The sequence below is a fragment of the Blautia sp. CAG:257 genome, from assembly GCF_000433815.1.
Classification (GTDB): domain Bacteria; phylum Bacillota; class Clostridia; order Lachnospirales; family Lachnospiraceae; genus Blautia_A; species Blautia_A caecimuris.
The window spans coordinates 48,486-60,041 of record NZ_HF999021.1 but is presented as its reverse complement, the minus strand read 5'-3'; the positions used below and the strand labels follow the sequence as shown (position 1 = coordinate 60,041).

At 38.5% G+C, this 11,556-nt stretch carries 10 protein-coding genes; all 10 read left to right on the top strand.

The genetic code is table 11. The annotated features are described in order from the left end of the window. Positions 1-453 (top strand): ATP-binding protein DrrA1-3 family domain-containing protein (locus tag QVP40_RS04280; protein WP_288200319.1); only part of this gene is annotated, 453 nt, incomplete at its 5' end. Between the two features lie 12 nt (positions 454-465). After that, positions 466-1,587 carry an ABC transporter permease gene (locus QVP40_RS04275; protein WP_022067259.1) on the top strand — a complete coding sequence of 374 codons (1,122 nt, stop codon included), beginning with the start codon at positions 466-468 and terminating at the stop codon, positions 1,585-1,587. Continuing rightward, on the top strand, positions 1,574-2,719 hold the full coding sequence (locus QVP40_RS04270) for an ABC transporter permease (RefSeq protein ID WP_022067258.1): 1,146 nt from the start codon (positions 1,574-1,576) through the stop codon (positions 2,717-2,719). Before QVP40_RS04275 ends, QVP40_RS04270 begins: the two co-directional genes overlap by 14 nt. A gap of 111 nt (positions 2,720-2,830) precedes the next feature. Next, positions 2,831-3,598, top strand: coding sequence for a DeoR/GlpR family DNA-binding transcription regulator (locus tag QVP40_RS04265; protein ID WP_022067257.1), 768 nt, complete (start codon positions 2,831-2,833; stop codon positions 3,596-3,598). Between the two features lie 386 nt (positions 3,599-3,984). Next, a complete protein-coding gene (locus QVP40_RS04260; protein WP_022067256.1) occupies positions 3,985-4,959 on the top strand; it encodes a sugar ABC transporter substrate-binding protein in 975 nt (324 codons plus the stop codon). Between the two features lie 103 nt (positions 4,960-5,062). Beyond that, positions 5,063-6,553 carry a sugar ABC transporter ATP-binding protein gene (locus QVP40_RS04255; RefSeq protein WP_022067255.1) on the top strand — a complete coding sequence of 497 codons (1,491 nt, stop codon included), beginning with the start codon at positions 5,063-5,065 and terminating at the stop codon, positions 6,551-6,553. Between the two features lie 49 nt (positions 6,554-6,602). Continuing rightward, complete coding sequence (locus tag QVP40_RS04250) at positions 6,603-7,568, top strand: ABC transporter permease (protein WP_022067254.1); 966 nt, start codon at positions 6,603-6,605, stop codon at positions 7,566-7,568. Between the two features lie 5 nt (positions 7,569-7,573). Next, positions 7,574-9,061, top strand: a complete 1,488-nt coding sequence (locus tag QVP40_RS04245) for an FGGY-family carbohydrate kinase (protein WP_022067253.1) — start codon at positions 7,574-7,576, stop codon at positions 9,059-9,061. Between the two features lie 19 nt (positions 9,062-9,080). Continuing rightward, the gene (locus QVP40_RS04240) at positions 9,081-9,917 is read left to right on the top strand and encodes a class II aldolase (protein WP_022067252.1); all 837 of its coding nucleotides are present in this window, start codon (positions 9,081-9,083) and stop codon (positions 9,915-9,917) included. A gap of 24 nt (positions 9,918-9,941) precedes the next feature. Next, positions 9,942-11,435 (top strand): xylulokinase, encoded by a 1,494-nt coding sequence (locus QVP40_RS04235; protein ID WP_022067251.1) that lies wholly within the window; start codon positions 9,942-9,944, stop codon positions 11,433-11,435. Positions 11,436-11,556 lie beyond the last annotated feature (121 nt).

Here is an 11,556-nt window from a genome sequence, read left to right as displayed (position 1 = left end):
ACTGTAGCTGTGGATCCTCAGAGCAGGAACCGGATACTGGAAGGGATTCAGGAGCTGAACAGACAGGGCTCCACTATTATTTATACTTCTCATTATATGGAAGAGGTGGAACAGATCTGTACAAGAATAGCAATTATGGATCATGGAAGAAGTATTGCAGCAGGAACAAAGGAACAGCTGACAGGAATGATAAAAACAGGGGAAAAGGTGACAGTAGAGGCCGTTGTACTGAAGGAAGAGCAGCTTGTACAGATTCGGGAACTGGCCCATGTATTTAAGGTGGAGTATGAAAATGATATTCTCAGGGTGCAGTGCACAGAGGCAAAGCATAATCTTGTGAGAATCCTGCGATATCTGGAAGATCGGGAGATCAGCTTTGGAAGAGTCTACTCAGAGCTTCCCACGCTTAATGATGTATTTCTGGAAATTACAGGAAAAGAGCTTCGGGATTAGGAGGAAAAGTTTATGGTTCAGTTGATTAAATACAGCATTATCCGTAAGATAAAGAATTTTAATATCATATTCTGGCCCTGTATTTTTCCTCTTATTATGGGAACTCTGTTTTACTTTGGATTTGGAAATATGTCAGAGGCTGATTTTGAGACTGTTCAGGCCGGCTATGTAAAGGAAGGTGCAGGTAATCCTGTTTTTTCAGAATATCTTGATAAAATTGAAAAGGATGGAACCCTTATCCATGTGGAGACCCTGACAGAAGCGGAGGCGAAGAAACAGCTGAAGGACAGACGGCTGGACGGAATTTTTTTCGGGGCAGACACACCATATCTTCAGGTTGCAAAAAGCGGGATGGCGCAAAGTGTTATGCAGAGTCTTCTGGAAAGCTATCTGAACGGTAAAAACACGTTGGAAACCGTGGCAGAGCTTCACCCGGAAAATATGGAGCAGGCAGTGGCAGCCATGTCGGATTATCAGGAAATTGTGGAAAATGTATCTCTTGGAGGAAAAAGTACAAATAATAATTCTGTATTTTTCTATGCGCTGGTAGGCATGGCCTGTCTTTACGGATGCTTTGTGGGAATGGGATCAGCGTTCTGGCTTCAGGCAAATGTAACAGATCTTGCGGCAAGGCAGTGTGTATCACCTGTACACAGAATGACTATGATTCTTACAGAAATGCTGACATCGTTTTTTATCCATTTTGTGAATGTAGTGATTCTTTTGCTTTATCTGAGGTATGTGCTTCATATGGAATTTCAGGGAAGCATGGCGCAGATGCTCCTGATTTCCCTGGTTGGGTGTATTGTCGGGGTCAGTATGGGGATTTTTGTTTCCAGCGCATCAAAGCTGAGTGAAAATATAAAGGTAGCGATCATGCTGGGCATTTCCATGACAGGAAGTACTCTTGCAGGCTTAATGAATTCCAAAATTAAATTTGCAGTAGACCAGAATATGCCGATTATAAATAAACTGAATCCGGCAGCTCTGATCACAGATGCATTTTACTGCATTAATGTTTATGATGATCCGGCGAGAATGAAGACGAATCTTATTACGCTTCTGATCATGGCTGTGGTACTGACAGCCGGTTCATTTTTGGTAGTAAGGAGGGTTCGCTATGACAGTATTTAAAGGCTATATGAAAGTGATCAGACAGAGCAGATGGCTGATACTTATGTATGTGGCAATCTTTTTTGCCTGCACGCTTCTGATGCAGTCAGCGGCAGGAAAGACGGAGAAAAGTTTTCAGGCAGAGTCTTTGAAGATAGGAATCGCAGATGAAGACGGAGGAACGTTTGCTCTGGCGTTGAGAACATATCTGGATAACTTTCATGAAGTGATACCGCTGGAAAATGACATTTCTGTTATGCAGGAAAAACTTTTTTATCGTGATGTGGAGTATATTGTAAGAATCCCGGAAAATTTTTATCAGAAGTGTATTCAGGGCGGAGAAAGGCTTCCGGTTACAACTGTCCCGGATACCTATTCCGGCATTTATGTGGATCAGCAGATCAACAGCTTTCTGAACAATGCAAGAACCTGTCAGGCAGCAGGATTTACAGAGAAGGAAATGGCAGATGCTCTCGTAAAGGACATACCGGTGAAAGTAGAGCTTGACACGTCAATGGGTTCCGGAGAGACTTCCCGGTATATTTATTATTTTCGGTATGTTCCATACCTGGCGCTGGCCCTTCTGGGTTTTGTGATAGGAAATGTGCTGCTTGTTTTTCGCAAAAAAGGCCTGAAGAACAGAATGCTGGCAGCTCCGGTTTCTTCCAGACGTCAGGCTCTGGAGGGGATCCTATGTATGATCGTGGCCGGTACGGCGCTGTTTGTGCTGATTATTCTGGTAGCGCTGATCTGGTATGGAAAAGAACTGTGTGCAAATGGTAATTGGGGATATCTTGTTATGAATACAGCAGCTTTGTTTTTTGTAGCTGTTTCTATTGCCTATTTCTCAGGAAGTCTTGTAACGAATAAGGATGCACTGACAGGAACCATGAACATTATTTCTCTGGGAATGTGTTTCCTCTGCGGAGTATTTGTTCCTCTGGACTATATTTCCACAGGAGTAAAAAACGTCAGTCAGTTTCTTCCTGTATACTGGTATGAAACTGCAAATGAAATTCTGGGAGAGTTTACTGTGCTGACCGGCAGCGCAAAAACACAGATATACCAGGCGGTTGGTATTCAGCTTGTGTTCGGAGTGGTGTTTGTGTGCCTGACCCTGGTTGTGGAAAAATACAGAAGTACAGGGAAGTAAGGTGATTTAGTCACAGGAAGATCTGATTAAAGCTAATATAAAATCGCTTGAAAAAGCTTACCTAGATGCTATAATAGAAACAGGTAAATATTTGAAAAGGATGGTACTCCTGTGAAGAAGAGTGAGAGATGCCTTGCTATTCTGGAAATACTACAGAGACAGCATAAAGTAACAGTTACTGATTTAGCGCAGCGATTTGGAATATCAGAAATGACAATAAGGAGAGACTTGAATTTTCTGGCTCGTCAATATAACATCTCCAGAACTCATGGAGGTGCTGAATTGGGTAATCAGCCTGTAGTAAGAATGATTTCATTTGATGAAGCCAGAATTGCTCATAAAGAAACAAAAGAAAAAATTGCAGCTATGGCGGCAACAATGATACGAAGTGGTCAGAGGATATTTGTAGATGCAGGCTCAACTACCAGAATCATTCTTAATTATTTGAATGAGGAAACGAAGGCCGTGGTAGTTGTAAATCATCTTAAAGTTGCGGAACAGGCGTTGCAGTTCGAAAATCTGTCGGTCATTATGTTGGGAGGCGATATGATTCGAATTACAAATTGCAGCTCAGGTCCGGTGGCAGAAGAACAGTTAAAAAATTATCAGCTGGATATTGCTTTTATCGGAGCAGCAGCTATTGGTACAGATGGAAAGTTATATGACGGATATTCGCCGGAAGCACGGCTAAAGAGTTCCCTTTTTTCAGTTGCCAAAAAGGTTTATGTACTTGCTGATTCTTCTAAGATTAATACATATGATTTGAATGAATTTGGAAGTCTGTCTCAAATAGATGGATTAATAACAGACGCAGGGATAGATGAAGAAGGAATGATTTTAATGAAGCGTCATCGCGTAAATGTGATGATTGCAGAATAACAGAATAAATGTAAGGCTCTGAGGTCTGGTACAGAAATATGTTCTGTATCAGACTTTTTTTGTTCAAACAAACAATTTATTCCATAAATTTCCATGAATTAAAAACGAACATTTTGCGAACTAAAAACGAACATTATGTGCCTGGGGAAAGTGTGAAAAACTATGAAAAATGAGAGGGAAACAGGGAAAAATAACTTAAATACAAACAATATAATAGAGAAAATCAAACACTTAAAAGATGAAATGCACAAAATATAATAAGTATAATTGGTAATTAATCACATTGAATTAAAAAAAATGTTATGATAATATGTCCATATAAACAAAAAGGAAACGGCCAATTCCAAAAACAAACAAAATTATAAGACAAAGGGAGGTTTTCAGATATGAAGAAAAAGTTTATGGCAGTGCTTCTTACAGGAGCAATGGCAGTATCTATGGTGTCAGGTATTACAGTAAAAGCTGATGAAAAAGAGAGTTATACAATTGGATTTTCACCGTATACATTGACAAATGAATATTTTACAGCTGTTCTTGATGGAGTACAAAAAGCCTGTGATGAGACAGGAAATGAGTTGATTTATTTTGATCCTCAGAATGATCCAACACAGCAGGCTTCTCAGATTGACGATATGATTGCCAGTGGAATTGATGCATTGATTTATATTCCCTACGATTCAGCAGGAGCGCAGACTGTACTTCAGACATGTAAGGATGCAGGAGTAAAGGTTATTAATATTGATAATGTTATTACAGAAGATGATTATGAGCTGGTAGATGGAATCATTGCTTCAGATAATACCCAGCTTGGCTATTTGTCAGGTCAGTGGGTAGCAGAAAATCATCCGGATGGAGCAAATGTACTGGTTGTTCATTTGCAGACTGCAGAATCCTGTATTATTAATGTAGATGGCTTCTGGAAAGGAATAAAGGATAATACAGAAAATGCTGAGGCATTTAAAGAAGTACAGGTAGTAGAAGGAGAAGGTTCAACAGAAACTTCGTTTAATGTAGTGTCAGATGCACTTCAGGCTCATGATGATATTGATGTTATTTATTGCATTAATGACACTTCTGCACTGGGAGCAGTACAGGCGGTAGAAGATGCCGGAAAAACAGGTCAAATTGATATTCTTGGAAAAGATGGAGCGCCTATTGGAAAGCATGCAGTCAAAGATGGAACTATGGTTCAGACATCTGCACAAAGACCTACCTATATGGGATATCTTGGAGTAAAAGAAGCAATAGATCTTCTGGAAGGGAAAGAAATTGAATTTAATACAGCGATTGAGTCCTACAGCATTACTGCAGACAACATTGATGATTATGACCTGGACGCATGGGATTCTCTGGAAGAGTAATTGATATGGAAACATTCGGCTAAATACAGCTGGATTAAAGCAGGGCGTTGCGGGTGTATTGCAACGCCCAATTTTTAAAGAATTTATGAGAGGAAGCATAAATATGAGCGAAACAAAGTTGTTGGAAATGAATGATATAACCAAAGCATTTTCATCCAATATTGTGTTGAACGGTGTGAAGCTTTCTGTAAATGAAGGAGAGGTCGTTGCTATCCTCGGTGAAAACGGTGCAGGAAAATCAACTCTGATTAAAATTTTGGGTGGAATTTATAAAGCTGATTCGGGAGAAATCCGTATACATGGAGAGGTAAAGAATATATCTTCTGCTGCAGTAGCCGGTGCAAATGGGATCAGAATCATTCATCAGGAAATTGTTCTTGTTCCGGATAGAACTATTGCTGCCAATGTATTTTTGGGGAGAGAACCAAGAAATAAGTTTGGATTGGTAGATGTACCTGAGATGGAAAGACAGACACAAAAACTGATTGATGATCTTAACCTGAACCTCAGGGCAGATCAGTTAGTCAGAAGCCTGACAATGGGAATGCAGCAATTGGTTGAAATCATAAAAGCAATCTCAGCAGAAGCTAAAATTGTAGTAATGGATGAGCCAACATCTTCCTTATCACAGGGAGAGGTGGAGATTTTGTTTGGAATTATTCAGCTGCTTCAGAAAAAAAACATAGGCATCATTTATATTTCTCACAGACTAGAAGAATTATTTGCAATTACAGACAGAATAGTAGTGCTTCGTGACGGGAAAATGGTGGGAGATATTAAAACAAAAGAAGCAGAGAAAGATAATTTGATTAATCTGATGGTAGGAAGAGAACTGGATAGTTTTTATACAAAAAACAAGCATCACATTGGGGAAATAGCATTATCGGTAAAAAATCTTTCTCATGAAAAATATTTCAGTAATGCGAGTTTTACAGCACGATATGGAGAAATTGTAGGCTTTGCCGGACTGGTAGGTTCAGGACGAACAGAATTAATGAAAACAGTCTTTGGAGCTTATGCTAAAAAGAATGGAGAGATACAGTTAGATGGGAAGTCTCTTGAAATTAAAAATCCGAAAGATGCAATCAGAAATGGTATTGCTTATGTCTCAGAGGATCGACGTGGTGAAGGGCTTATCCTGAAAAATGATGTGAAATTCAATATGGGTCTTGTCTGTTTGAAGGATTTTGTAAAAGGAATTCGTGTAAAAAATAAAGAGTGGAATTCAATGGTAGAAGAGTACAGAAAAAAATTTTCTATTAAAATTACATCTTCAAAACAGCTTACAGGAAATTTAAGTGGAGGAAATCAGCAAAAAGTCGTATTAAGTAAATGGCTGGCAAATAATCCAAGAGTGATTATTCTGGATGAGCCTACAAGGGGAATTGATGTTGCAGCAAAGGCAGAGATTTATGCAATTATTGATGCGTTGGCTGCAAGTGGCGTATGTATTATTATGATTTCTTCAGAACTTCCGGAGATTATTAATATGTGCAACAGATGTTATGTGATGTGTGAGGGAAAGATTACAGGAGAGATCAGTGAAAATGAATTTTCTCAGGAAACGATGATGAAGCTGGCAACACAGAGATAATATTTATTTAACAAAAACAGTAGACAAAAAAGAAGCAGGAGGTCTGGAAATGCATACAGAGAAAAAAAGAATACCAGGCATGTATTTTTTTAAACGAAATATAGGAACAATTATTGGCTTAATTCTTTTAATCATAGTTGTTACCATATCTACGCCAAGATTTTTGACAACTTCGAATATATTAAATCTACTAAAATCTAATTCTGTAAATGCGATTATCAGCTGTGGAATGCTGATGGCAATTCTTATGGGAGAGATTGATATTTCTGTTGGATCTACAGTAGGTCTGTCAGGCATTATTGGGGCTTATATGATGACAAATATGGGGCTTCCGGTAGGACCAACAATTTGTATCTGTCTTATGGTAGGTGCCCTGGTAGGTATTGTAAATGGTATTGCAATTTCTTATTTAAAGGTACCTGCTTTTGTAGCAACTTTAGCAACACAGAGTATTGGACGTGGGCTTACGGAAATTATTTCGGGAGGAGTTACTATTCGTGTAAGAGATGATTCCTATACAGCTATTGGCAATACTTCCATAGGAGGAATTTCTGTTATTATTATTTATGCTGCAGTGATTCTGGTATTTACATGGTTTTTATTGAACCGTACACGTTTCGGATACTATATTTATGCGATTGGTGGAAATAAACTGGCAGCTCAGTATTCCGGAGTGAATGTAAAAAAATATAATATGCTTCCGTATGTTCTTATTGGTCTTTTCTGTGGCCTCAGTGGATTGATCTGGTCAGCAAGACTGGGAAGTGCAGCTGCAACTCTGGGAAGTGGATTTGAGATGGATGCTATTGCAGCTGTTGTTATTGGCGGAACAAGTATGTCAGGCGGTGTTGGTACTGTTGGAGGAACTTTTATTGGAGTTTTAATTATTGGGGTAATCACAAACGGTCTGAATCTTATGGGCATCAATTCTTTCTGGCAGGAAGTATTTAAAGGCATTATTATTCTTGTTGCTGTCGTTATTGATGTAGTAAGAAAAACAAAAACGAAAGAGTGAGAAAAATGGCTTTTGCAGGAATTGATATAGGAACCAGTGGATGTAAGCTGCTGGTATATGATTTGGAAGGACATGTGATTTTTCGATCATCCAGAAAGTATCGGGAAGAGGGAAGGGATGGATTTAGAGAACTGAATCCTGAAGTGGTTCTGGAAAATGTCAAGATTATTTTATCAGAAGCCGGAAAAAATTGTCCGGAAAATATAGAAGCTTTGGCAGTAGCCAGTCTTGGCGAATCAGTTGTATGTCTTGATGAGAATAATAATATTCTGGCCAATTCGATGCTTACCGGAGACTGTAGGGGAATCACAGAAATTCAGGAATTGATTCAGCATTTTGGAGCACAGCATATTTTTGAAATAACAGGGCTTCCGCCAAATGAATTATATGGTCTTCCGAAATATATGTGGCTGAATCAGAATACAGATGTGATAAAAAAAGCAAAAGCTATTTTATATTATGAAGATTTTATTGGATATATCCTTACAGGAAAAAGAATGGTGAGTTATTCCTCGGCGGCAAGAAGTATGGCTTTTGATATCAGAAAAAAGGAGTGGTCAGAAGAACTTCTGGGGGCAGCTGGTATTTCTTTACAACAGATGTCCGTACCTGTGGCACCGTCTACAGTTATTGGAACTGTTTTGCCGGAGATAGCTGAAAGACTGGGATTAAATCATGAGCTAAAAGTAATAGCAGGTGGGCACGATCAGACCTGTGCGGCTCTGGGGAGTGGATTGATATCTTCAGAAAACGGCGAAATTGGCATGGGTACCTGTGAATTTATGTTTACAATGCTGCCGGAAATAAAAATGACTCCTTATATGATACAAAATAATTTTACCTGTATTCCGTATGTGTTGAACAATACATATTTATCCAGTATTGAAGTAACTACCTGTGGAATACTGAAAAACTGGGCAAGAGATACTATTTTTCAGGGTATATCTATGGAGTGCAAAAAACAGGGTAAGGATTTTTGGGGAGAAATGGAGGATAAGGCAAAAAATATACATACAGACATACTGTTATTACCCCAATTTGGCTCGGCAGGAAATCCGGATCTTTCCATGGATGCAAAAGGAACAATTACAGGATTAACAATTCATACAAAACCAGAGGAAATATACAGAGCGATTCTTGAGGGAATGGCATTTCAGATGTATCTGGCGTATGAAAGAATGAATGTAATTGGTACGAAGATGAAAAAGATTGCAGCAACAGGAGGCGGATCAGTTTCAGATCTGACCCTTCAGATAAGAGCAGATGTGTTTGGAATGGAGGTATATTCTCTGGAAAGTGAAGAGGCTGGAACATTGGGGTGTATGTTGATGTCAGCAGTTGCTACAGGAGCCTATAAGTCTTTGAAAGCAGGGATAAAAAAGACAGTAAGAATAAAAAAATGTTTTAAACCAGATTCGGAGATGCATCGGTATTATAATGAAAAATTTAAAAAATATAAGGAACTATATGAGTTAATGCACAGATTTAGATAAAAATGTGGAGGTTAAAACAATGAGGCTGGTAAATGGTTTTAAATTAATGGAATTTGCAAAAAGGTATCATTATGTACTTCCCGCATTTAATACGACAAATTTAGAAATGACGTATGCTATTGCGGATGGGCTAATGAAAGCAGAGCTTCCAGGATATATTCAGATTTCTTCAAACAATTTGAGATTGTCAAATCCGGAGATTATTGCCGAAATGGCAGCAGATGCGGTCAAAAAGTCAGAGACACCTATTGGTTTGCATTTGGATCATGGGAAATCTTTTGAGGATGTAAAAGCATGTATAGATGCGGGGTTTACATCAATTATGATTGATGCATCTCACCTTCCTTTTGAAGAAAATATAAAGGAATGCAGAAAAGCAGCAGACTACTGCCATTTTTATGGAATTCCAGTAGAAGCAGAACTGGGAGCATTGAAGGGAAAAGAAGAGGATATTATAAATGAGGCAGAATGTAAAACAGATCCCGATATGGTAGCAGATTTTGTGGAACGGACAGGATGCGATACTTTAGCTGTGTCTGTGGGAAATGTTCATGGGTTATGTTTGAATCCTCAGATTGATATACCACTTCTGGAGAAAATTAATCAGGTGAGTAAGGTGCCGTTGGTTTTACATGGTGGATCTGGAATACCTAAAGAAGTTATATGGGAAGCTAAAAAATACGGACTGATAAAAATTAATTACGGCTCTGATCTTCGTAAAGAATATATTAAGACATTTGGAAGTGCATATGAAAGTAATCATAATGAACATGATGTAATACATTTAAGCCTGGAGGCAGTGGAAGAGGTAAGCAGACGGGCACGGGAGCTGGTAACAATGATTAATGAACACTAAATTTCTTCTGTAGGTGGTGTTAGTTTGAAACATACATATTTGGGAATAGACATGGGAACATCCGCGATGAAAATGGTGCTTATTGACTCGGAAAAGGCTGTTCTCAGACAGGTTTCTGAGGAATACGAAGCAGTGCATGCAGGAGACGGATGGAGTGAGATTGATCCCGTAATCTGGTATTCTGCTATGAAAAAAGGTATCCATAAAATAATGGAAGGTCAGGATACAAGTGCTTTGGCTGGAATTGGGGTTACCGGTCAGATGCATACGCTGATTGTTCTGGGAGAAGATGGGAAAGCTGTCCGTCCTGCAATGATGTGGAATGATACAAGAACAAAAATAATTCTTCCAGAGTTAAAAAATAAAATCAGAAAGTTTCCAGAAGGGGAATATTTGTCTAAAACAATTTCAACAGGAAGTCCGGCAGCAAATCTTTACTGGATGAAAAAATATGAACCGGAGAATTTGGAAAAAATAAAAAAGTTTTTGATAGGACCGGATTATTTAGTATTTTGCCTTACCGGAAATACAGTAACAGACTACTGTGAAGCATCAACCTCATGTCTTTATAGAATTGATAAAAAAGAATGGTCAGAAGAAATAAGGCAACTAATAGGATTAGAAAAAAATACATATCCGGAAATAAAAGGAAGCGCCCGAAAAGCAGGGAAAATTTTACCTGAAATAGCTGAGGAATTCCAGTTCAGTTCAGATGTGGAGGTGATTGTAGGGACAGGAGATAATCCTGCAACAGCTATTTCTACAGGATGTCTGGGTCTTGGATATCCTGTTATTTCCCTGGGGACATCCGGGATATTTATGATGCCAATAGAGAAGCCTGAGAGCCAGACAAGAGGGAAAAAGATATTGTTTTCTTTTGATGATAAAAAATATTCTTTTCTGGTTCAGGGAGCAGTTCAATGTAATGGAAATACATTTGACTGGTGGAATCGTGATATTATGGAAATGAGGAATTTTCATAAAATGACAACAGAACTGGATGTTAGTAAAATGGCAGAAAATGAATTAATGTTTTATCCTCATTTAAACGGTGAAAAAACAATTTATGCAGATACAGAACTGAGAGGAGCATTTACAGGAATCAATCTTTCTACTACCCAGGAAGACCTGTTTTATGCAGTTATAGAAGGTCTGTGTATGGGATTTCGAGAACTGGCAGAAAAAATGAAATTGCCTATCAGGGAATATGGAAGTGTAAAAGTAGTAGGTGGAGGAGCGAAAAGCCCGGTATGGCTTCAAACAATGGCAAATGTTCTTAACGTTTCAGTTGAAAAAATGGAAGGAATGATAGGACCTGCTTTTGGAATTGCTTTGTTAGCATCTTATAAAAATGAGAATTTTTCATCACTACAAAGAATAACAGAAGGCAATGTAATAACAGAATGTTGTTATCAACCGGACAGGAAAGCTGCAAGTTTTTGTGAAAAAAAATATGAGAAATATCTGAGGATGCGAAAAGGCCTGAAATATATTGAAAATGGAAGTAAGGTGATTTAGTCACAGACTGGCCGAGAATCTTCGTGTATGATACATACATAAACAGGAGGAAAAAGGTACAGAAATAAATCTGATACAGAAGTGTGATGTAAAAGCAGAGCATGAAAATAAATCCTGTAAA

Coding starts and splice junctions, on each gene's coding strand:
- QVP40_RS04275 (WP_022067259.1), top strand. CDS start 466: ATGGTTCAGTTGATTAAATACAGCATTATCCGTAAGATAAAGAATTTT.
- QVP40_RS04270 (WP_022067258.1), top strand. CDS start 1,574: ATGACAGTATTTAAAGGCTATATGAAAGTGATCAGACAGAGCAGATGG.
- QVP40_RS04260 (WP_022067256.1), top strand. CDS start 3,985: ATGAAGAAAAAGTTTATGGCAGTGCTTCTTACAGGAGCAATGGCAGTA.
- QVP40_RS04255 (WP_022067255.1), top strand. CDS start 5,063: ATGAGCGAAACAAAGTTGTTGGAAATGAATGATATAACCAAAGCATTT.
- QVP40_RS04250 (WP_022067254.1), top strand. CDS start 6,603: ATGCATACAGAGAAAAAAAGAATACCAGGCATGTATTTTTTTAAACGA.
- QVP40_RS04245 (WP_022067253.1), top strand. CDS start 7,574: ATGGCTTTTGCAGGAATTGATATAGGAACCAGTGGATGTAAGCTGCTG.
- QVP40_RS04240 (WP_022067252.1), top strand. CDS start 9,081: ATGAGGCTGGTAAATGGTTTTAAATTAATGGAATTTGCAAAAAGGTAT.